This is a genomic window from Allofrancisella heilbronnii, from assembly GCF_000710735.2.
Classification (GTDB): domain Bacteria; phylum Pseudomonadota; class Gammaproteobacteria; order Francisellales; family Francisellaceae; genus Francisella; species Francisella frigidaquae.
The window spans coordinates 1,168,488-1,189,390 of record NZ_CP144673.1; the positions used below are offsets into that span (position 1 = coordinate 1,168,488).

Below are 20,903 nucleotides of genomic sequence, written 5' to 3' on the forward strand. Positions count from 1 at the left end.
TTATCAGTTTTTAAAAATATATGTACTTAATTTTAAATAGCTAAAGGGACTCTGTATAACTTTGTAGCTTGATACTAAATTTTGTTTATTTTTTAATAGTAATCACGAAAGGAACAATTAATGTAACAACTATACCAAAAAGTAATAAAGCATCAAAATGCATTATATTCATATCCATATTATCTATAGGAATAAAGCCTACTACAATAGCTATAAAACAACCCACACAACCTAAAATTGCCATTGTAACTGTACCAAATAATCCTTTATATATTTCGTACTGCCCTTGTTGCAATGGTTGACTAATTTTTAGCTTAATAGCTGTTATAAACATAAGTATATATGCTATAACTGCTAACTGCGCTGTTAAATCACTAAGATACCAATAAGCCTCGTTTACAGATGGCATAAATATATAAGAAAAACAAAATACGGTAAAAATCAAAGCTTGTACTATTAGCAGAGTATCTGGAGCATCATTTTTATTAGTTCTACCGAATGCATGAGGCAAAATATTATCATTACTAACAACCATAAAGGCTCTAGATAACCCCATAATCCATGCTGAGGTTGTAGTAAAAGCCCCAAATATTAGCGTAATTGCAATAAAATACGTCATCCAAGGCATATTTATTTGGTTAAAAAAATAATTAAAAGAAACCATCAAACCTGTAACGATATCAACATCACCAATCTGTAACTGACTACTTACTAATATTACAGCTATATTAGACAGTATTAGTGAACCTAAAATTACCGAACCTGATATTAATAAAGCTCTAGGAAAATTCTTTTTAGCATTTTTTACATTAGCAGCATGAATAGCGCTCATTTCTAGACCAAACAAGCTAAACATAACCGTAATAAACAAAGCCCAACTACTAATATTATTACCAGATGGAATAAAATCTGATACGTGTGGAAATACTATACTTTGTGTATTAGAAAGCGCCCATAAAAAAGCCATAGCTATAATAATAAGCATAGGTAATAAAGTCCCAATAATAGCTCCTAATGTACTAACCGTACTAGAGGTTTTTATTCCAAATAGGTTTATAGCTGTTGCACTCCAAAACATTACCAAACTCATTGAAATCATATACCAAGGGTTTGATACTAAATCTGCTGCATTTTGCCCTAAAACTGGTGCCATTACATAGGCTATCACTCCAGCAAAAAAACCACAAATCGAGGGAAACCAAACCAAGTTATATACCCACTGTAACCATATAACTAAAAACCCTAAACGTTTACCAAAGGCTTTTTTCACCCAAATATAAATACCACCTGTTTCTTGAGCCGAACCTGTTGACATCTCTGCTGTTAATAATGCACAAGGTACTAAGAAAAATATTCCTGCTAATATATAAAAACTTACTACAATCCAACCAGCTTGGGCTGTGATTGATATATTTCTAAGGCTATCTACGGCTATAATGTTTATCATCACTAGCCTTATTAAACCAAATTTTTTACTACTAACAACCTGTTCCATGAAAACCAGAATTTATTTCGTCAATAACCAATTTAGTATATACTTAAAACCAATTCATAACAACCAAACCTAAGTTGACAAATGAGAGCTAAAAGTATTCTAATTATTTTGTTACTTACTATACTAAACTTATGCTACGCTCAAGATGAGTCTTATATCTGTAGTAGTGATGTACTTAAAACTCCTATAGTCTACTCACAAGAAAAAGGACAAATAAATTTTACCAATTGGGCTGATTATATAGCTCCTGATATAGTTCCTTGTTTTTCTAAACTCTCTAATACCAGAATTAAGTATATTTATACGTCTGATGATAATATGACAAGAGCTAAGGTTATGACTGGCTCCTCAGGGTTTGACCTTATTGAGCAAGGGGCCTTGTATTTAAACACTGAAATAACTTCCGAGGCTCTTGTAGAACTTGATAAATCAAAGTTACCAAATCTTAAGTATCGTAATAAAGTTATTTATGACAAGGTTTCACAAATCAACGACCCCGGTAACAAATATGCTGTAGTTTATAGCTATGGTACAACTGGCCTTGCTTATAATAAAGAACAAATACAAGAACAGCTTGGTAAAGGAGTTATTCCCAATAGTTGGGAGTATGTATTTGATGCTAAATATCTAAGTAAGTTAGCTAAATGTGGCGTATCTTTACTTGATGAACCTGAACAGATTTTTGGTAATTATTTCTTTTATCATGGAATAGATCCAAATACTACTAACAAAGCTAACTACGAAAAAGCTGCTCTTGATATAATTAGAAATATTCGCCCTTTTATTAAATATTTCGATAGTAATAAATACCAAAATGATTTTACCGCTGGTAATTTATGTTTAGTGATGGGTTACTCTGGTGATGTTGTTAGATCTGTTGAAAGAGCTAAATCAGTCAATCCAAATGTTACATTAGCTTATATTGTACCTAAAGAAGGCACTAATATTTGGTTTGATACACTTATGATACCTAAAGGTGCTAAAAATCTCGATAAAGCATATGAACTTATGAATTATATAATAGATCCTTATGTATCAGCTCAAAATAGTAACTATCTATACCAACCCAATGCTGTTACACAAAATGATAAGTATATGGATCCTATATTTAACGACGAAAACATTAAGCCTACCGATGAAGCAATTAAAAAAATGTATGTGCTAAACATCCATGATGCAGAAATGCAAAGTTTTATAAGTAGAATGTGGATGAATGTCAAATATGGTATAGAGTTTAAGCCTAAGTATTACAAACCAAAACTATAGCTTTTGCAACTTTAGCTTACCAGTTAAAATTTACTATTTAAAAGGTGCTATAAATGCCCCATATTTTCTATAGTAAAATATGAAAACAATCATCGTCTTTATCAAATTATTATTGGTGCATTCCTATTTAGAATCTGGGTTTGATCTTCACAAACCTAATAAACTACTTCTGAAACTCTCTTTCAACTATTTTAAAACTTTCAGAATACAATCTAGCGATTGAAATGTACTATAAATTCATTATAATATCAACCACATAATAGGAACTCTAAGTTTCTTTAAAGGAACGATATGCCAACTATTAGCAGATTCTTCGGTATAATTATCAGTATGTATTGGGATGAGCATAATCCTCCTCACTTTCATGTAAGATTTGGTGAATATAAATGTTCAGTTAGCATTACTAATATATCAGTAATAGTCGGAGAGCTTCCAAAGAAACAAGAGAGGCTTGTTTTAGCTTGGGCTGAGATCCATCAAAAAGAATTGCTACAAAATTGGGAACTGTGTCAGAAAGATAAACAGCCTATGCAAATAGAACCATTAAGATAGAGGGAGTAAGATATGTGGAAGGATCCTATTAATGTACAAGTTACTTCTAAAAACACATTAGAGGTTTTATTCGAAGATGGGCTTAAAGGTCAGATAATCTTTTACCCTTCTCGATTTAGAGGAGTTTTTAAGTCTTTAGAAGATGAAAATGAGTTTAAAAAAGTTTTTATTGATAGAGAAATCGGTACTGTAACATGGGAAAATGGTTTGGATCTAGCTCCTGACGTAATGTATGAGCAAATCAGCAAAAAGGGTCAGTGGGTTTTAGAGTAAAATTCAATTTTGAATAAATCATGAAAAAAAATATAGATGTCGCCTTTATATTAAAATCAGACATGGATATTGAGGTTGCTACTAAGATTATTAAGCATGCTTGGTTAAATGGTATTTGTATTATAGTTTTTCCACCAAATTCTAATAGTAAGAAATTAGAGCAAGAACTAAAAAAATATATAACCAATTACATGTATATAGATAAAGCAGATTTTGAAGATAGTTCATCAGGTATAGGTTATCACTGGCAAGAAAATGATGTTGCTTTTATATTATATTCTTCTGGATCTACAGGTAAACCAAAAGCAATATGTCACTCATACCAAAACATTCTAGGATCTGTCAGTTCTTTCAAAGAAGTGTTTAATATTAAATCTAGAGAAAGTATTCTTTGTTTAGCAGATATATCAACTATGTCAGGTTTTAGGTCTTTGGTAATCAAAACCTTTTATGATATTAGTATTTTTTTTATTAAAGACTCTATAGTTGATCATTTAATTGAAAAACAATATGACTATATTATTTGTGGACCTTCAATTATTGATTATCTTATAAATGCTAAAAGACTTATAGGTAATAGATTATCTAGAACAAAAATACTATCTACTGGATCTAGTCTTTATTATCAAAAAATACAGAAATATAAAACACTTTATGATGGTATTATTTATAGATATTATGGTCTTACTGAAACCTGTGGAATAGTAATGGCTGAAAATGATAAGACTGTATTAAAATCAGATTCTTTACCACAACCAATAGAGGGAGTAGCTGTCAGGCTAAAGTCTCATAAAGAAGGCTCCTATAAGTTATGTGTAAAGACACCCAATCTCTTTTTAGGTTATTTAGGTAGCAAATTGTCTCATGTTAAAAATTTTTATTACACAGGAGATCTTGTAAAAGTATGTAATGATGAGCTAATTTTTATAGGAAGAGAGAATCGAATTTTTAAAACAAAAGATGGTAGTGACTTTATATTTGCCGATGAGCTAGAACTTCTTTTAAAGAAAAATGGGGCTAAAGATGCATTTCTTGATATTTTTAATAAATTTTCCATTGAGAACTATACATGTTATGTGGATGGTTTGAACATAAGAGATATATATGGAATACTTTCAGTGTCATATGATTTAAAAAAATTGAAAAATATCAACTTTAAGAATGCTATTATAAAGAGAAATATTTTAGGAAAAATATATAAGGTCATAAACTAAATGGAAAACATACTATTTAAACAAATAAAGAAACTTAATTATAACAATAAAACGTTCATAAATTTTATTTCATTTAAATATACTTATAAACAACTATATGATGATATTTTAAGAATGACAGCCTTATTTGAAAAATATCAATTAGACGAAAATGCTTATATCTTAATTATTTCTAACAGTCAGAAAGATTCTATATCAATATTTTTATCTGCATTATGTAATCAAATATGTACGGTTCTTTTACCAACAGATATAAATAGCATACGCCTAAAACAGATTTTAAAAGATGTTAAACCAGATCTAATATTTGTCGACTCTGATCTATCTGTACAATATGAAAGTCAAAAAATCATTAGAATTGATAATGATAATAAAAAGAGTAATTTATTTAAGAAGCTATTTAATAAACACGATAGCAATAAATTTCCTTCAATTTTAACGAACTATGAAGCTAAAAAACCTGTAATGAATATTAATGATAATAATAATGCTTATATTATTTATACATCAGGAACTACAACATCTCCAAAAGGAGTCGTACATACTCATAAAAGTTATTTATCGCATCTTCAAACTCTTATAAAGGTTTATAGTTATACAAATAAATCTATTATATTTAATAATTTAGACCTTTCTCATGCAGATGGGATGTTTCATGGTCCTGTATTAAGTGCAATAGTTGGTGCAACTTTAGTGAGGCCAGATAAATTCTCTCTTCAGAATCTAAATGATAATCTTAATATGATGTATAGATACAATGTTTCGCACTTTATATGTCCACCAATAATATTAGATTGGATAAATAAATATATTGATGATGTAAATATATTCGATAAAAATTGCTTGAAATATATTATTTCAGTATCAGCGAAGTTATCTAAAAACTTATGGGATAATTTAGAAGAAAAATTTGATATCAGAATATATGATATGTATGGTTTAACTGAAACTGTTAGTGGAGCAGTGTTTGGTGAAGCCAATAAGAAAGCTAAAGCTATAGATATAAAAGCGGCATTACTATGTAATGGTAAAATCTTACCATATGGAAATGGTGAACTTATTCTAAAAGGTGATAGTGTATTCAAGGAATATTTTAAGAATGCAGAAAGTACAGAAAAAGCATTTATTGATGGTTGGTTTAAAACAGGGGATATAGCTAATATTGATAAAGAAGGATATATTGAAATAGTTGGAAGGCTTAAGAATATAATAATCTGTAATGGTAGAAATATTACTCCAGAAGAAATAGATGAGGTTTTATTAAGGAATAAAGGAATAAAGGAATAAAGGAAGCGTATACTACAAAAGTGGAAACAGAAAATAATGAAGTTCCTGTATCAATTGTTGTTTCTGTCATGAATAAAAATGATATTTTTTTATACTGCTCAAGCCAACTTGAATCATATAAAACTCCTGTAGATATATTAATAGTAGATTCATTGCCAAAAAATAGAGTTGGTAAAATTGATCAAGAAGAGATATATAAAATATATCTTGAATATAAAAATCGTGAAAATAACTATAAGGATTTTGATGAAGAAAAGCTTTTGCAAATAGCATCTAATGTATTTAAAATTGATAATCTTTCAATAGAAGATAGTATAGATAGCATTCATTTATGGGATTCTATGAGACATTTAGAATTGATTATGTTTGTTGAAGAAACTTTTAATAGGAAATTTAGTGCTAAAGATATCATGAGTATAAAATGTTTAAAAGATATTAAAAACATACTCCTATCATAAATTATGGAACAGCAAATATTACCGCTAAAACTATGGCTTGCTGTAAGTGTTTTATCGCTGATTATTTTGACTATATTGGGACTGTATTCACCTTCGTATGATTATAATTTAAGTAGACTTAATAAATTAGATCATAATGCCATTGTAATAGGATCTTCTCTGGTGGGACGAGGAGTATATTTTGACAAAGAGTTTTTTGCAAAAATTAAAAAAATATATAATCTACCAGACAATCTTAATTTTATAAGAATTAGTAGGTCTTCTATTCCATATAGTGAAGAAGAGTTTTTAATACAATGGCTTGCTAAATACAGAAATAATGTAGGTTTTTTAATGATTGAGTTAAATCCATTCCTAAGAAAAGGAAATTATGGTTTTTTTCAGAATATTGTATCAAATACTTCTATTAAATCTAACCGACAAGAATACAATATGAACTATCAAGATCCTGAGCCTGTATTATCCGGATAAAAGGTAGACTCAAAGATAGAATTTCAACTTAATAAACTTTCTTATAAAACACTAGAAGCTTTGAAAAAATTAAAAACTAGTGGAGTAAAAGTTCTATTTGTATATATTAGCCCTTCAATCTCAAGAGAGGAAACTTTTAATTATCAGAATATGAAAAACAAAACAATAGATGGATTTAAAAAAGAGTATCCTTTCCTAAATGTTTTAGTTTTTAATCCAATGAGTGATTTTTACTATTCAGATAATGCACATCTTAATGAGAAAGGTAAAGAAAAGTTATCAAACTGGATAGCTCTACAAATTGAAAAGGAAGTTTAGTTACGCATGAAAAAAGAGTTTTTTGACTTATTTTGTTACCTATCTATAATGTGTATTGTATTTTGGGTAGTTCCATATAAATATAAAAAACTTTTCTTAAATATAGTGTCTGTGATATTTATGTTATATATATCTATTTATAGTATGTTGATATTGCTAATGACATCTATATTGAGTTTTCAGGCATCAAGCTCTTATATTAAGAATAAGAAAGATAACTTAATTATCGTTTTTATATATGGATTTATGCTTTTTTTTCTTAGTGTAAAACTGGTCGTAGATAATGGATACATCAACTTGACAGTAATAGGTTTTAGTTACTTTATGTGTAGGCAAATTCATTGCCTTATAGATGTGTACAGTGGGCAGATAAGTAAGTTTAGTTTTAGTGATTATATTATGTATCAACTTTTTTTACCTACTATTTATACTGGACCTATAAATAGATATCAAAATTTTGAAAGACAATTCAAGAGATTAAAATTCGATAGTAAGAAATTATCAATGTCTATAGAAAGAATTGTTTATGGATGCTTTAAATTTATATTTGTAGCTAATTACATTGTATCGTTAAAATTACTGCCTTTAATAAGTACAGATACTACATCTATATTAAATTTATATGGATTGTCTATAGTGTTTTGGTCTTATTTATATTTTGCATTTAGTGGTTTATCTGATATAGCTATAGGGTTTTCAGGCTGTTTTGGTATTACAATTCAAGAGAACTTTAATTACCCATATAAAGCAAAAAACATAATGGACTTTTGGCAAAGATGGCATATGACTTTAACATCTTGGGTTAAGGATTACGTTTTTATGCCGGTTTTTTCTAAATTTAGAAGTAGAACAGTAGCTATTATCTTAGCATTAATAGTTATTGGACTATGGCATCAGATATCTACGTATTATTTAGTATGGGGAGTATATCAAGCACTGGGGATAGTAATCTTTCAAGCATATGTAAGTAGATTTTCTAATATCAATAAGAAAATACCATTTTATATTAGAAATGCATTGTCTCGATTATACGTTTTTGCATGGATATTATCAACTATACCTGTACTTTTTACGATGGGATTGACTCATGCAGTTTTATAACTTTTTAAAAAAATATTTACCAGCTTGGTTAGTTGATATTGTTACAGTGGTCTGTTTTGTCATAATTGTAATATTAATAGTAAGAACAAGTGTAGCAGTTAGTTTTAAAGATTTTATTTACTGGGGAGGATAATAGTGCTTTTTTATGACAAAAATCTATTCGACATACTAGCATGTCCAAACTGTGGAGGTGATTTATCTTGCTATAATTATAGTGATATTGATGCGAGCTTATCATGTAAAGATTGTTCTATATGTTATCCAGTAATAAATAGTTTTCCAATTTTCTCTATTTCAAACTTTGAAAGATACACATTAAATGATTTAAAAGAATTAAAAAAAGAACTATTTGGTAATCGAAGTGATTATGATAAATTCGTATTTATTAAAGAGAAAAAAAAGTTGATAGATCCATATTGCGCGCTTCATCCAATAAATGAATCAACTAGAACTATAAACTGCTTTATTGAAAACATAAAGACGTTTATTGCTGAAGGAGATATTATTCTTGATATGAAGAATTGGAATGGCTTCTCAGGAGATTTGTTGGCTAATCAATTTAAAGATAACCTAGTTATCTCTCTTTGTGAAATTGAGAATTCTCCTTTAGGCTATCAGGGATTTAATTATTGGTATAAAAATAAACCAGAGAATTTAGTAGTCATTTTTATTAATAGTAATTCAAAATTACCAATTAAAAGTGACTCTATATTTTTTTTACATGGATATGATATAGTCCATCATAAACCTAAATTAGTTTTAACAGAGGCTCAGAGAGTAGTTAAGAAGAGTAGATCTGTTATATTATTGCCTCATATTCATTTAGGAGATGGGCAACCAGAGCCTTTTTTTGAAAGAGGAGGTAAATATATTCATTCAAATGTTTACAAAACATGGTTAAGCAAACTGTTTAAAAAATGTTCTATAGAGGTCTTTGGTGAACAGTATTTGTTTAATATGCTAAAAGAGACTAAGGTTACTCATAAGAATGATTACAATGGTGTCATAGCTATCTCGTCTGAAAAGTATTTGATTAAGCCAAAAAACTATAATTTTAATTATTCTAAACAATCTTTTATTATAAACCCATTACTTAAAATCAATTTACTTCAGAAAGTGGTAAAAATTAATAATTTGGCAATAGGTTCAAATGCAGAATATTTCTTAAATAGGCATCCTATATATAATCAATATATAAATAAAAATTTACCGTTTAAACTATCATTACAACAAATTCAAATCATATTAGAAATAAATTCCTATAATAAAATTTCAAGTCTAAATAGTAATTCAGAAATTGTTGAGTTGCTAAATAATGATATTATTTGTCCTTTCAATATATCTGATAACATTCTCAATTTATTTAAGCACTATACTTGTAGTCACTCTCCACTTTTAACGTTAGAAAAGTCTCTAATAGAGCTGGATAATTACATCAAGCTTACTATAGATGATGTTGAACTTAATAAAGAAGAATATATGTTAATTATAAATTCTTTCATTTATTTTTTAATACATCTAGGGATCTCTAGAAAAATAATATTTTATAGTAAGATTAGTAATAGTTTTGATAAATTGTTTTTCTTGGCAATAAATATTTTAGGTTTAAGTTATGAATTTTCAAAAGATGCTAATATAGTTCTTACTAACCAATATATTAAAGTATCTAATAATATATTTTATTACACAGATATAGTTAATAAAAAAATATATAAAAGTGCTAATTGTATAGCAGATAATTACGGCTGGTTTAAAAATATTTACATAGATAATAATACTTTAATGATTAGTTATAACAATAGACCTCTTGCATAACCGATCTATATCTCGAAATTATAAATTCCAGCAATTAAATTAAACCTTAAACCAAATCGTTTTCTTCTGTTTCTATAACGATCGGCAATAATTTTAAATCGCTTAATCGTGCCGATCACATTCTCATTCAGAACACGTTGACTAGACAGTTCACGGTTTTTCTTTTTGTCTTCTTTGGTTAGTGGGTTCTTCCTTGTTCTTTTCTTCGGCAATTCTGAATGCTGATGCAGCTTATGTATCCCTTGATAGCCCGTATCGGTGAGGCTTTTTATCTCTGGGTGGATATGAACACCAGATTCTTTAAATAACTCACCTTACGCAAAAGATTGTAAATTTTAAAAAGATATTTAGAATACTGATCATAGAAAAAAATTGTATTATCTAAGAGATGGACAAGGATTTACTAGACATATACACAGATTATCTTATAAGCCAAACTAAGTATGCTACGGCTACAAAATTATCAGATATATTAGATCAAGAAGTATCCCATGACAAAATAACAAGGTTTTTAAGTAAGTCAGATTTAACAAGCTTAGAATTTTGGAAATATATAAAGCCTTTAGTTAGAAAACATAATAGCGAATACGATGTTCTTTGTTTGGATGATACAATTAGTGAAAAGCCAAGTACAGATGAGAATGATATAGTCTGTTGGCATCACTCTCATGCTAAAGGTGTTCATGTAAAGGGTATTAATATAGTCTCATGTATGCTTAGTACATCAAATTTATCTATTCCAATAGACTATGAAATAGTGAAAAAGGATGAGCGATATTATGATGAAAAAGATAAGCGGTATAAAAGAAGATCTAAAGTTACTAAAAACCAAATATTTCAAAACATGATAAACCGAGCAGTTATTAATCATGTTAAGTTTAAATATATTTTGGCAGATAGCTGGTTTTGCTCTAAAGATAATATGAATTTCATACATCACACATTATCGAAGAAATTCATACTTGGTATGAAGTCAAATAGAGTTGTTGCCTTGAGTGATTACGCTAGAAAGAGTAAGGATTTTATTAAACTCTCTGAACTTGATATTGCTGATGGAGAATCTTTAAAGATATGGCTTAAAGATATGAATTTCCCTGTACTTTTAACAAAAAAGATTTTCATAAACGAGAACGGTACAAAAGGAATTTTATATCTTGTAACAAATGATTTAGAAATAGATTCTAATCAGTTATATCATGACTATCAAAAAAGATGGCAAATAGAGGTTTATCATAAATCAATTAAGCAAAATACTTCTTTATCAGCCTCACCAACTAAAGTTGAGAAAACTCAAAGAAATCATATTTTTTGCTCATTAGTAGCTTTTTGTAAACTAGAAATGCTCAAGATAAAAACTTCACTAAACCACTTTGCCCTGAAATATAAGCTCTTGGTTAGATCTAACGCTATTGCTCTTAAGCAGTTATATGAAATTAGAAATTCATGACCAAATTGCGTAAGGTGAGTAAATAATCTAAAGTCATGCCTCTTGCCGTTGCAAAAATTGGTACAAATAATTTCCTTTTTCTGTAATAGCTTTGACTTAATCTGACATTGTGTATAAAATAAGATGTCAAATTAAGGAAGAATAAAATGAATGCATCTCAAAAGATAATCAAACCCAAATTAGGTCTGTTAGAATTAGCAAAACAATTAGGTAATGTCAAGCAAGCTTGTAAAGTGATGGGTTACTCAAGAGACAGCTACTATCGCTTTAAAGAGTTATACGATAATGGTGGAGAATTAGCTTTACAAGAAATATCCCGTAAGAAGCCATTAGAGAAAAATAGAGTTGAGGCACATATTGAGCAAGCAGTAGTTAATATGGCTTATGAATATCCGGCGTATGGACAACATAGAGTATCAAATGAATTAGCAAAGCAAGGAATATTAGTCTCAGGAAGTGGAGTTAGATCTATTTGGCTTAGACATGACTTAGAGAATTTTAAGAAGCGATTAACAGCACTAGAGACCAAAGTAGCTCAAGATGGCTTTATACTTACAGAAGCTCAATTACAAGCTTTAGAAAAAGAAAAAGCTAAAAAGGTTGCTACTGGTGAGATTGAAACGCATCATCCAGGTTACTTAGGATCTCAAGATAGCTATGTAGAGTATATAAAAGGTATAGGTAAGATATATCAACAGACATTTGTAGATACGTATACTAGAGTAGGATTTGCTAAGTTATATACAGAAAAAAATGCAATAGTAGCTGCTGATATGCTTAATGATAAGGTATTACCATTCTTTGAGGAACATGGAATAGATCTATTAAGAGTATTAACAGATAGAGGCACGGAATATTGTGGAAAGCTGGAGAATCATTCCTACCAGATGTACTTAAGCATAGAAGACATTGACCATACTAAAACAAAAGCTAACTCCCCTCAAACTAATGGTATCTGTGAAAGATTTCATAAAACTATGAAAAATGAATGTTATGAGACAATGTTTAGAAAAAAGGTTTATTCAACGATTGAGGAGATTCAGCAAGATGTTGATATATGGCTGGATTATTACAATAACGATAGACCACATTCTGGTAAGCACTGTTATGGAAAAACGCCTATGAAAACTTTTATTGACTCAAAACCTTTGGCAAAAGAGAAAAATTTAGGTAATATGTTTGATAAATCTGACACTAGTTTAGAAATAAATTCAGTCTCAAATTAATTGGTGACTGTCAGATCAAGTTTGAGCTACTACAAAATGTACTAGCTTAGACTTAATCTGACACTAGTTTAGTAATAAAATCAACTAATTTGATTATTTCTGTACAGCTAAACTTATGATATTACTCCCAGCTTACTTAACGAACCTTTAAAATACCAAATAAAACAAGTTACTTCATAAAAGGTCTAAATCTTCAAAACCGATATTACTCAAAGCGCCATATAAAATTACAGCTACAGAGTTTGATAAATTCAGACTTCTACTATTTTTACGCATAGGAATTTTGATTTGAGTAGTTTTAAGTAGATCCAAAACCTCAACTGGTAGCCCTCTGGTTTCTGGACCAAACAATAAAATATCATCGCAATCAAAATCTACTTGATGGTAATATTGCTTTGCTTTAGTTGTACAAGCCCAAATTTTTTTGGTTTTATTTTTTTGATAAAACTCATCAAAATTTTTGTAGATTTTAAGGTTTGCAAACTCATGGTAATCTAAACCTGCTCGTCTAAGCTGTTTGTCATCTAACTTAAAACCCAAAGGTTCTATAAGATGTAAATTAGCACCCACATTAGCACATAGTCTAATTATATTACCAGTATTAGGTGGGATCTCTGGTTCATATAAAGCTATATTTATCATCTTGTTAAACTCTTAAATCCAACTTGCAACATCTAAAGCTGTGTAAGTAAGTATAATTTTAGCACCTGATCTTTTCATAGATGTTAGCGTTTCTATAGTAATAGCTTTTTCATCTACTAAACCTGCTTGAGCAGCTGCTTTTATCATCGCATATTCACCACTTACATGATAAGCTGCTATTGGTAAATCAACTATATGACTTAACTCATTGATAATATCAAGGTAACTTAAAGCTGGTTTTACCATGATAAAATCAGCACCCTGCTCAATATCTGCTATAGCCTCTCGGATAGCTTCTTTTTTATTACGGTAATCCATCTGATAAGTTTTACGATCACCTTTTAGTGAAGAGTCACAAGCACTTCTAAATGGACCATAAAAAGCTGAAGCGTATTTTACTGAATACGACATAATTGCTACAGTTTCAAAATTTGCTTCATCTAAAGCTTGACGCATCGCTATAATCATACCATCCATCATACCACTTGGAGCTACGACATCTGCTCCAGCTTGCGCGTGAGAGACGGCCGTTTTTTGCAAAATCTCTAATGTTTTATCGTTATCAACGTACTCATTTTGGTCTAATATTCCACAATGTCCATGCGGTGTAAAACTACACATACAAACATCTGTAGCAACTACTAGTTCCGGTGCAAGTTGTTTAATTTTTTTAATCGCTTGTTGAGTGATCCCATTAGGATCATAATTTTCAGATGAAACTAGATCTTTAGTTTTTGGCACCCCAAATATCATTATACTTTTAATTCCAGCTGTTGTAACTTGCTCAACAAGTTCACCCAGCCTATCTACAGACCAATGGTATTGATTAGGCATACTTGAGATTTCTTTTTTTATGTTCTGACCATGTACTACAAATATAGGATACATTAAGTCATTTACACTTAAGCTAGTTTCAGCAACCATATCTCTTAAGTTTTGGGACGTTCTAAGCCTACGTGGTCGTGATATTGGAAAACTCATATTTTAATCCCTATTTCTTTTTATTAGGATTTTTCCTATATAAAACTAAAATATTGCCTATAATTTGCACAAGCTCACATTTAGTAGATCGTGTGATCTCTTGAGCTAAAGCTTGCTTTTCATCTTTTGGTAAGCGACCAGCTTTTACTTTTATAAGTTCGTGAGATGCTAATGCTAAATCAATCTCTAGCATCACGTTTTCTGTCAAGCCCTTTTCTCCTATTAAAACTACTGGTTTTAATTTATGAGCCAAACCCTTTAATTGTTGTTGCTGCTTTACATCCATTTTTTATTCCTATTATTATTTTCTTATATTGTTTAAATGTTTTTTAAAAATTAGTATTTAAGATAAATACCATTTTCATCTACAAGTTTACTTAAAAAAGCACATTTGCGGTTAGCGGTTGTTAAGCCAGCGAAGTAACAACTACAACTGTTTGAACACAAGTGAGTTTTGTAGTTGTCGCTGGCGTACAACCAAGCGATAGCATGTGCTAGCATTTTTGCATACTTTTTTTGCAATGAAAAAAGTATGTCGCTATAGCTTACGTAGTAAGTAGCGAAAACAATAGTTAATATGAAAGTTTCTATTCATATTAATTTGAAGCTACACATACTATCATTTTACAATCTCCAATATTAAATTTTCTAAAATCAATTCTTTATCAACATTTTTAAAATTTGCAAAATAATTCTTTGCTTCTAAAGCTTGTCTATATATTTTATACACATTATCACCATCTAGTTTTGTTGCTAGATGTTTAATGACAGCTAACTTATCATAGTTTGCTATATTATCGCTTTCTTTATCTAATTTATAATAATATACATCTATAGCTATACTTGTAAGCCAATATAAAGCGTCTTTATACTGAGGAGATACCTCCTTTAAAAAAAGATTTACATTAAATTGATTTACCAATACCTTCATTAGTAAATTCCTAGTTTGCCAAAAGTGTGGCTCAAGCTTAATTTTTGCTACAATATTTATATCATCACGAGCTATTTGTAAAGATTTAGCTACACCTTCTTTTGACATCTCAAAAGTGTATTTAAGATAACTAAACTTATCTTCGTCGTTAAGCTTTATATCGTATACTAAAGATCTACTTTTTATAGTTGCCAATATATTATTGTAATCGCGCGTAAACATTAGAAAAAAAGTATTTTCTGTTGGTTCTTCTAATGTTTTCAGCAAAGCATTTGCAGCTGAGTCGTTTAGAAAATCTAACTCTTCAATAATTATAATTTTAGCTAGGTTATTATGAGCTGTTAACTCGCAATTTTTTATGATTTTTTTGACTTCAGCTACTTTTATCTCATCATTTTCAGCTGTAGCAATAGTAATATATGGGCAGTCTTGATAATTTTCTACACGTTGACTTAAAATAACCTGACATAAAGAATTAATAAAACTATTTAACAATACAGCATCTTTAACTCTAAAAATAAAAGCATGATGTAGAGTTTTAGAAGACTTCTGCTCAAAAAAATTATCTAGAAGCTCTTTATGAGTTTTAAGATCTAACACTTCAATCCTATATTATTTTACGTGCATATAAAAAGTTAGTAATCATGCTCTTAAAATATGTTAGTTTTGATTTTAAAAAACCTTTCTCTTTTTTTCTAACAAAACTGACTTCATACACATCGCTTTCTTTGCTCAAATGATTAATAATGTAATCATCATAAGTTTGAATTTCATCTACTAAGCCTAGCTCTAAAGCATCTTTACCAAACCAATATTCACCAGTAGCAACTTTTTGCATATCTAAGTTTGGTCTGTATACTAATATATGTTTTTTAAATAGCTCATGTATATTGTGTAAGTCTTGCTTAAACTTTTGACGCCCTTCTTCAGTATTCTCACCTACAGTAGTCAAAGTACGCTTGTACGCTCCAGAAGTATGCATTTCAACGTTTATACCATTTTTTTGTAGCAACTCTCTAATGTTAGGTACGGTTCCTACTACACCAATAGAGCCAACTATAGCAAACGGTGCTGAAATAATCTTATGTGCAACAGCAGACATCATATAACCGCCACTTGCAGCCATTTGATCTATACATACTGTCAGATTTATACCAGCTTGACGGATACGCTCTAATTGAGCCGCAGCAAATCCATAACCATTAACTACTCCACCAGGACTATCAATTCGTACTACAATCTCATCTGCAGTTTTAGCAATAGCCAATATAGCTGAAACTTCTTTACGTAGATTTTCAACTTGAGAAGCGTAAATATCACCTTTAAAATTCAAAACAAAAACTCTATTTTTTGTTTGAGTCTCTTTAGTTTGTTTTTTATGTTTTTTGAGGTAATTTTTGTATTCTTTTTTGTCTAATACTGTCTCTAAAAGTTTTTCTTTAGTTTCTTTATATTCACCACCTAGCTTATTAATTTCTAGCTTACCTTTTGAAAGCTTGGTCACCTCTTGCTTTGCCTTTGCTAACAACGAAAAGAAACTTCCTACAACAAATACAATAGCAAATACTACTACTAATGCGCTTAATATAAAAAACACAAAATCTACAAAGCCTTGATACCACATAATTACCTACCTATGAGCTCGTAAGGTTTTTAATAATGAATCATTAGCATTTCCTTTCAAATTTGCTTTTTTGATAGAATCACGTGCAAAAATCCGCTTTTTATACTTATAAATCGCACCAAAACTTTCATCTATAATAAAGCCTTCTGCTTCAAGAGAAATTAAGTACGCTGCTATATAGCAATCAGCCAACGTAAAATTTGAGCAGATAAAAAAATCAGTCTCTGTAAAAACTTTTTCCACCGTTAAAAAACTTTCTTTTAAATTTTTAAATAAGGAATCAAGTTTAGTTTTATTATTACGATTTTTTTTGATTTCTTCTAAAACTGGGTACCACTCATTATCTATTTTATCTAGAGACAAACGAACTCTAATCCTTTCATTTACCAAACTTGGTAATAATCCTGGTGCTGGAAATCTCTCGTCAATATAAATTAACAGAGCTTTTCTATTATTTATACTATAATCTTTTTCTTTCAAAACAGGAAATATGCCATCTGGTGAGATTTTTTTTAACATCTCTGATGATAAATCTCCTGATTCTATTACTTCCACATTCATCTTCTTTTCTGCTAGAGCAATCCTTGCTCTTAATGAATATGGACAGTATTTAGCTGTATATAACGTTACTTTCATTGAACTTGCCTTTATGGGATTAAAACAATTAAAACTCTACTTATTGTTTGCTATAATTGTGAATACTAAAAACTAATATAGAATTTTACCATATTTGTGGATAACTACAACACAGACAGCGAAGGCTTTTTGTTAGACTCTAACAATTGGGATATAACTTTTTGTCAAATAATAGCAGCTAAAGAAAATATAGTGTTGACTGATGAACATATGGTAATTATCAATTTTCTTAGAAGTTTTTATAAAAAACATGAAAAATCCCCAGCAATAAGAGAGCTTGTTGGAGCATTAAAGAAAGAATACGGTGATAAATTAGGTAGCAGCTTATATTTACAGGTTTTGTTTCCTATTTCTCCTGCTGTTCAAGCTGCAAAATTAGCGGGGCTTCCAAAACCTAAAAGATGTATATAGAGGAAAAGATGACTAAAGTATTATGTAAAAAATATAACCAACAACTTGACGCTATTCCCTACAAACCGTTACCAGGTGAGTTAGGAGAAAAAATTCAAGCTGAAATTTCGAATAAAGCTTGGCAAGATTGGCTTGCTCACCAGACAATTTTAATTAATGAATATCGTCTTAACTTGATAGAACCCAAAGCTAAAGAATTCTTACAGCAAGAAATGCATAAATTTTTATTCGAAGATAAAAAACAAACCTCAATTTAGACAAAGCTCAATTTTTGGTATAGAATACGCTCCAGGTCATTAATTATTAGCTACGCTTGCAATGTATAATTTTTTGAAAAAAAACATATTTTTAGTTTTTATAATATCAGTAGCTTTAATGTATTTGTTGTTTATTGGAGCTACTCCTTTATTTGATCGTGATGAAGGTTATTATGTCTCTGTTGTAATGAATATGCTTAATAACCACAACTACCTATTACCTATTTATAATAATGAGTATTGGCTTGAAAAACCTATTTTGCTATATTGGTTAATACAAACTTCAACATTATTACTTGGTAAGAGTATCTTTGCTTTTAGACTTCCTGCTGCTTGTTGTGGAGTATTATTAATTCTGTCTATGAATTTTTTGCTTAGAAAAATTATAAAAGATAAAACTCTTAGCCTTATAATTTGTGCCTCTATAGCATTTATGCCTTTGCTAATAGTTATATCTAGAACTACTATGATAGACATTCCTTTAGTTCTTTCTACAACTTTGACTTTATTGTGTTTTTTTATAGCTACGGAAAGGGATAAGTCTTGCGATAGAAAATGGTATTATTTTTCATGGTTTTTTTTAGGCTTAAGCTTTTTAGCTAAAGGTCCAGTAGGTGTAGCTATAATTTTACCAGCTATGTTTATATATTTATTAATCCAACGTAGATTTTGGCATGTTTTTTTTAGAGCAAACATACCTGTCGGAATATTAATATTTTGTTTCGTCAACTTTTGGTACTTTATAGTTTTTTGGAAACTTGGGTATAAGTTTTGGAATGATTTTTTTATCCAGCAAATATTTAATAGAAGCTCAAAAAGCTTAGTTGGTGGTACAGCAATATTTGCAAATTTAGGGGGTGCATTTTTTTATATAGCTACGATCTTATTAACTACAATCCCATTTATTGCTCCAGCAGTATCTGGATTTTTATTAGCATTAAATAAAGGTTTAGAATCTAGAGAATCCACCTGGGATAAATTAGCTTTACTATCAGCTGTATTTAGTATTATCACTATAATAATATTTAGCTTATCTGCTACTAAGTTACCTTATTACATACTACCAATTTATCCATTTTTAGGTATATTAGTAGGTTATTTTTGGCTCAATGTAAAAACTAGCAACAACTTTTTTATACCATATAAAAGTGTTTTTTGGACAATATCTTATCTAAGCTCTTTACTTATCATTGTAGTTAGTTTTGTAGCCCCTTTTGCTATTTATTTTGGATGGGACAGTATTAGTAATGCAGTTAGTCAAGATTTTAACCCAACTGAATATGCGCTACCTGCAACTTTACCTAATTATCTATGGATATTGTTTTTACTTGGTATTGTAAGTATTTTAGTGATTTTCTTATTTAAGTATTTTTATCGTAGAAAAAATATTAACTTCATGATATTAACTACTATCATTGGTGGATTTTTATATAGCTTATTAGCTATACTAATATTTTTTATTTCTATTTCATGGTTACAAACGCCAGCGATAAATATGGCTACTGAGTTAAAAAGTAAACTAACTAAAAATTCAGTAGTTAGTGAATTAGCAATTATGAAGCCATCTCTACACTACTATCTCAACACTGATAAAATCAATGATTATGCTTTTGCAACAGAATACGCAAAATCAAATAAAGCGCAAGGTATAGAAAACTATACTATTATAAACAATTTAAATGAGCTAGATGCTAAAGTATCTAACAAATATCCACACTATCTAATAACAAGAGATGGTTTAGATATTGATTATAAATCAAAAAATATTAGCGTAATAAAAAATCTTCATCCATATATAATACTAGGTAACGATAAGGCAAAACAACAATGGAAAAACCACAATTTTTAAAAGAATATAAACTTCTAAAATACTTACAACTTAAATACTCAATCTTACCTATAGCTATAATGGTGATTTTTTTCTATTACTTTATAGATGTAAGGGCTGAAAATCTCGTTCTACTTATCCCAGAACATATTAGATCAATTTTTAAGGTTATAACTTTTTTAGGAGACTCAAGCTGGATAATAATTTCAACTTTACTAATAATCATTACTTTAACAGTCTATAAAATTAGGAAAAAAGAAGCTATAACTTCTCATAATATATATAAGCTTTTATCTCCTAGTGTATTTATACTTTCAAGTGTCGTTTTAAGTGGGATTTTGGTTCAAATTTTAAAATGTATAATTGGTAGAGCAAGACCTGTACTTTTTAGTGAGCATGGAGCAGCATATTTTCATCATTTTAACTTTTTTGAAGCTGGTTTTTCAAGCATGCCTTCTGGACACTCTACAACTATAGGAAGTTTGTTTGCTTGCTTAATGCTTATATTTCCAAAGCATAGGTATCTATGGTTAATTTTAGCGATCTTTATAGCTTCAACAAGAGTAATAGTTTTAAAACACTATCCAAGCGATGTAATATTTGGTTTAGCTTTAGGTATGTACACTTCCATTTATCTCTTTAAAAAATTTTGGGATAAGGAGTAAGCTCT

23 protein-coding genes and 1 pseudogene are annotated in these 20,903 nt (G+C 29.4%); 16 read left to right on the plus strand and 8 right to left on the minus strand.

The window, feature by feature from the left end; all coding sequences use genetic code 11:
- Positions 1-85: 85 nt before the first annotated feature.
- Positions 86-1,495 carry an APC family permease gene (locus FRA_RS05410; protein WP_035719658.1) on the minus strand — a complete coding sequence of 470 codons (1,410 nt, stop codon included), beginning with the start codon at positions 1,493-1,495 and terminating at the stop codon, positions 86-88.
- An 81-nt stretch (positions 1,496-1,576) separates the two neighbouring features.
- Here FRA_RS05410 and FRA_RS05415 point away from each other — a divergent pair, with 81 nt between their 5' ends.
- From FRA_RS05415 to FRA_RS05460, 10 genes are all read left to right on the plus strand, one after another.
- Positions 1,577-2,761 (plus strand): polyamine ABC transporter substrate-binding protein, encoded by a 1,185-nt coding sequence (locus tag FRA_RS05415; RefSeq protein WP_035719659.1) that lies wholly within the window; start codon positions 1,577-1,579, stop codon positions 2,759-2,761.
- 291 nt (positions 2,762-3,052) lie between these two features.
- Positions 3,053-3,313 carry a DUF4160 domain-containing protein gene (locus tag FRA_RS05420; protein ID WP_035719680.1) on the plus strand — a complete coding sequence of 87 codons (261 nt, stop codon included), beginning with the start codon at positions 3,053-3,055 and terminating at the stop codon, positions 3,311-3,313.
- A gap of 12 nt (positions 3,314-3,325) precedes the next feature.
- Positions 3,326-3,586, plus strand: coding sequence for a DUF2442 domain-containing protein (locus FRA_RS05425; RefSeq protein ID WP_035719683.1), 261 nt, complete (start codon positions 3,326-3,328; stop codon positions 3,584-3,586).
- A 20-nt stretch (positions 3,587-3,606) separates the two neighbouring features.
- Positions 3,607-4,800, plus strand: coding sequence for an AMP-binding protein (locus FRA_RS05430; protein ID WP_035719684.1), 1,194 nt, complete (start codon positions 3,607-3,609; stop codon positions 4,798-4,800).
- Positions 4,801-6,087 carry a class I adenylate-forming enzyme family protein gene (locus tag FRA_RS05435; protein ID WP_035719685.1) on the plus strand — a complete coding sequence of 429 codons (1,287 nt, stop codon included), beginning with the start codon at positions 4,801-4,803 and terminating at the stop codon, positions 6,085-6,087.
- A 20-nt stretch (positions 6,088-6,107) separates the two neighbouring features.
- Positions 6,108-6,545 (plus strand): acyl carrier protein, encoded by a 438-nt coding sequence (locus FRA_RS05440; RefSeq protein WP_035719687.1) that lies wholly within the window; start codon positions 6,108-6,110, stop codon positions 6,543-6,545.
- A gap of 3 nt (positions 6,546-6,548) precedes the next feature.
- Positions 6,549-7,016: a hypothetical protein gene (locus tag FRA_RS05445; protein ID WP_035719689.1), complete on the plus strand. Its 468-nt coding sequence runs from the start codon at positions 6,549-6,551 to the stop codon at positions 7,014-7,016.
- Positions 7,017-7,166: 150 nt separating this feature from the next.
- On the plus strand, positions 7,167-7,334 hold the full coding sequence (locus tag FRA_RS05450) for a hypothetical protein (RefSeq protein WP_155960872.1): 168 nt from the start codon (positions 7,167-7,169) through the stop codon (positions 7,332-7,334).
- A gap of 246 nt (positions 7,335-7,580) precedes the next feature.
- A complete protein-coding gene (locus FRA_RS05455) occupies positions 7,581-8,435 on the plus strand; it encodes an MBOAT family O-acyltransferase (RefSeq protein ID WP_321174105.1) in 855 nt (284 codons plus the stop codon).
- Positions 8,436-8,570: 135 nt separating this feature from the next.
- Positions 8,571-10,250, plus strand: coding sequence for a Trm112 family protein (locus FRA_RS05460; RefSeq protein WP_035719693.1), 1,680 nt, complete (start codon positions 8,571-8,573; stop codon positions 10,248-10,250).
- A gap of 5 nt (positions 10,251-10,255) precedes the next feature.
- On the opposite strand, the pseudogene FRA_RS05465 reads toward FRA_RS05460, so the two are convergent.
- Positions 10,256-10,558, minus strand: a pseudogene (locus FRA_RS05465) (transposase family protein); the annotation flags it as partial.
- 80 nt (positions 10,559-10,638) lie between these two features.
- Here FRA_RS05465 and FRA_RS05470 point away from each other — a divergent pair.
- Positions 10,639-11,697: an IS701 family transposase gene (locus tag FRA_RS05470; RefSeq protein WP_464110823.1), complete on the plus strand. Its 1,059-nt coding sequence runs from the start codon at positions 10,639-10,641 to the stop codon at positions 11,695-11,697.
- A 146-nt stretch (positions 11,698-11,843) separates the two neighbouring features.
- Positions 11,844-12,923 (plus strand): IS481-like element ISFw3 family transposase, encoded by a 1,080-nt coding sequence (locus tag FRA_RS05475; RefSeq protein WP_464110824.1) that lies wholly within the window; start codon positions 11,844-11,846, stop codon positions 12,921-12,923.
- Positions 12,924-13,097: 174 nt separating this feature from the next.
- On the opposite strand, the gene trmL is transcribed toward FRA_RS05475, so the two are convergent.
- The 6 genes from trmL to sspA all read right to left on the minus strand — a co-directional run bounded on the left by trmL (position 13,098) and on the right by sspA (position 17,737).
- Entirely contained in the window at positions 13,098-13,565 is a 468-nt protein-coding gene (gene trmL, locus FRA_RS05480; protein ID WP_035719696.1) for a tRNA (uridine(34)/cytosine(34)/5-carboxymethylaminomethyluridine(34)-2'-O)-methyltransferase TrmL, read from the minus strand.
- 12 nt (positions 13,566-13,577) lie between these two features.
- Complete coding sequence (hemB, locus tag FRA_RS05485; protein ID WP_035719698.1) at positions 13,578-14,546, minus strand: porphobilinogen synthase; 969 nt, start codon at positions 14,544-14,546, stop codon at positions 13,578-13,580.
- A 10-nt stretch (positions 14,547-14,556) separates the two neighbouring features.
- Positions 14,557-14,832 (minus strand): ribosome assembly RNA-binding protein YhbY, encoded by a 276-nt coding sequence (gene yhbY / locus FRA_RS05490; RefSeq protein ID WP_035719699.1) that lies wholly within the window; start codon positions 14,830-14,832, stop codon positions 14,557-14,559.
- Between the two features lie 333 nt (positions 14,833-15,165).
- On the minus strand, positions 15,166-16,077 hold the full coding sequence (locus FRA_RS05495) for a DNA polymerase III subunit delta' C-terminal domain-containing protein (RefSeq protein WP_035719700.1): 912 nt from the start codon (positions 16,075-16,077) through the stop codon (positions 15,166-15,168).
- 7 nt (positions 16,078-16,084) lie between these two features.
- The gene (gene sohB, locus FRA_RS05500; RefSeq protein WP_035719701.1) at positions 16,085-17,101 is read right to left on the minus strand and encodes a protease SohB; all 1,017 of its coding nucleotides are present in this window, start codon (positions 17,099-17,101) and stop codon (positions 16,085-16,087) included.
- Positions 17,102-17,107: 6 nt separating this feature from the next.
- Positions 17,108-17,737 (minus strand): transcriptional regulator SspA, encoded by a 630-nt coding sequence (gene sspA / locus FRA_RS05505; protein ID WP_035719703.1) that lies wholly within the window; start codon positions 17,735-17,737, stop codon positions 17,108-17,110.
- A gap of 96 nt (positions 17,738-17,833) precedes the next feature.
- On the opposite strand from sspA, the gene FRA_RS05510 reads away from it, so the two are divergent.
- From FRA_RS05510 to FRA_RS05525, 4 genes are all read left to right on the plus strand, one after another.
- Positions 17,834-18,148 carry a TusE/DsrC/DsvC family sulfur relay protein gene (locus FRA_RS05510; RefSeq protein ID WP_035719704.1) on the plus strand — a complete coding sequence of 105 codons (315 nt, stop codon included), beginning with the start codon at positions 17,834-17,836 and terminating at the stop codon, positions 18,146-18,148.
- Between the two features lie 8 nt (positions 18,149-18,156).
- Positions 18,157-18,405 (plus strand): oxidative damage protection protein, encoded by a 249-nt coding sequence (locus FRA_RS05515; RefSeq protein WP_035719729.1) that lies wholly within the window; start codon positions 18,157-18,159, stop codon positions 18,403-18,405.
- Positions 18,406-18,466: 61 nt separating this feature from the next.
- Positions 18,467-20,254 carry an ArnT family glycosyltransferase gene (locus FRA_RS05520; RefSeq protein WP_035719705.1) on the plus strand — a complete coding sequence of 596 codons (1,788 nt, stop codon included), beginning with the start codon at positions 18,467-18,469 and terminating at the stop codon, positions 20,252-20,254.
- Positions 20,233-20,898 carry a phosphatase PAP2 family protein gene (locus tag FRA_RS05525; protein WP_051686760.1) on the plus strand — a complete coding sequence of 222 codons (666 nt, stop codon included), beginning with the start codon at positions 20,233-20,235 and terminating at the stop codon, positions 20,896-20,898. Before FRA_RS05520 ends, FRA_RS05525 begins: the two co-directional genes overlap by 22 nt.
- The last annotated feature ends 5 nt before the right edge of the window (positions 20,899-20,903 follow it).

Bases quoted from the DNA above. Each gene is read 5' to 3' on its own strand.
- FRA_RS05410 (WP_035719658.1), bottom strand. From the start codon at position 1,495: ATGGAACAGGTTGTTAGTAGTAAAAAATTTGGTTTAATAAGGCTAGTG.
- FRA_RS05415 (WP_035719659.1), top strand. From the start codon at position 1,577: ATGAGAGCTAAAAGTATTCTAATTATTTTGTTACTTACTATACTAAAC.
- FRA_RS05420 (WP_035719680.1), top strand. From the start codon at position 3,053: ATGCCAACTATTAGCAGATTCTTCGGTATAATTATCAGTATGTATTGG.
- FRA_RS05425 (WP_035719683.1), top strand. From the start codon at position 3,326: ATGTGGAAGGATCCTATTAATGTACAAGTTACTTCTAAAAACACATTA.
- FRA_RS05430 (WP_035719684.1), top strand. From the start codon at position 3,607: ATGAAAAAAAATATAGATGTCGCCTTTATATTAAAATCAGACATGGAT.
- FRA_RS05435 (WP_035719685.1), top strand. From the start codon at position 4,801: ATGGAAAACATACTATTTAAACAAATAAAGAAACTTAATTATAACAAT.
- FRA_RS05445 (WP_035719689.1), top strand. From the start codon at position 6,549: ATGGAACAGCAAATATTACCGCTAAAACTATGGCTTGCTGTAAGTGTT.
- FRA_RS05450 (WP_155960872.1), top strand. From the start codon at position 7,167: ATGAAAAACAAAACAATAGATGGATTTAAAAAAGAGTATCCTTTCCTA.
- FRA_RS05455 (WP_321174105.1), top strand. From the start codon at position 7,581: ATGCTTTTTTTTCTTAGTGTAAAACTGGTCGTAGATAATGGATACATC.
- FRA_RS05470 (WP_464110823.1), top strand. From the start codon at position 10,639: ATGGACAAGGATTTACTAGACATATACACAGATTATCTTATAAGCCAA.
- FRA_RS05475 (WP_464110824.1), top strand. From the start codon at position 11,844: ATGAATGCATCTCAAAAGATAATCAAACCCAAATTAGGTCTGTTAGAA.
- trmL (WP_035719696.1), bottom strand. From the start codon at position 13,565: ATGATAAATATAGCTTTATATGAACCAGAGATCCCACCTAATACTGGT.
- hemB (WP_035719698.1), bottom strand. From the start codon at position 14,546: ATGAGTTTTCCAATATCACGACCACGTAGGCTTAGAACGTCCCAAAAC.
- yhbY (WP_035719699.1), bottom strand. From the start codon at position 14,832: ATGGATGTAAAGCAGCAACAACAATTAAAGGGTTTGGCTCATAAATTA.
- sohB (WP_035719701.1), bottom strand. From the start codon at position 17,101: ATGTGGTATCAAGGCTTTGTAGATTTTGTGTTTTTTATATTAAGCGCA.
- sspA (WP_035719703.1), bottom strand. From the start codon at position 17,737: ATGAAAGTAACGTTATATACAGCTAAATACTGTCCATATTCATTAAGA.
- FRA_RS05515 (WP_035719729.1), top strand. From the start codon at position 18,157: ATGACTAAAGTATTATGTAAAAAATATAACCAACAACTTGACGCTATT.
- FRA_RS05520 (WP_035719705.1), top strand. From the start codon at position 18,467: ATGTATAATTTTTTGAAAAAAAACATATTTTTAGTTTTTATAATATCA.
- FRA_RS05525 (WP_051686760.1), top strand. From the start codon at position 20,233: ATGGAAAAACCACAATTTTTAAAAGAATATAAACTTCTAAAATACTTA.